The 267-nt window shown below is 44.2% G+C and carries 1 protein-coding gene; it reads left to right on the top strand.

Translation table 11 applies throughout. The features are described 5' to 3' along the window. Positions 1 to 267 (top strand): reverse transcriptase/maturase family protein (locus tag AC0QHF_RS08185; protein ID WP_324703713.1); only part of this gene is annotated, 267 nt, incomplete at both ends.

The raw sequence follows: 267 nt of genomic DNA, 5'->3' as shown, positions 1-267 counted from the left end.
GTATTTGACGACACAAAAGCCGGGACACCTCAAGGAGGGGTAATAAGTCCACTCCTCGCCAACATCGCACTGGATGGGATGGTAAGGCACATAGAAAAACTCTTCCCCAAACACAGAGTTAAAGGGAAAACTATCAACACAACGGTCGTTAGATATGCCGATGATTTTGTGGTCATATCGCAAAGCCGCAAAATCATTGAACAGTGCAAGATTGCTATTTCCGAATGGTTAAAACCTATTGGTCTCCAGCTTAAACCGGAAAAGACA

This window comes from Lyngbya sp. CCY1209 (genome assembly GCF_055795065.1).
The sequence above is the reverse complement of the archived record's forward strand: the minus strand, read 5'-3'. Positions and strand labels throughout refer to the sequence as shown.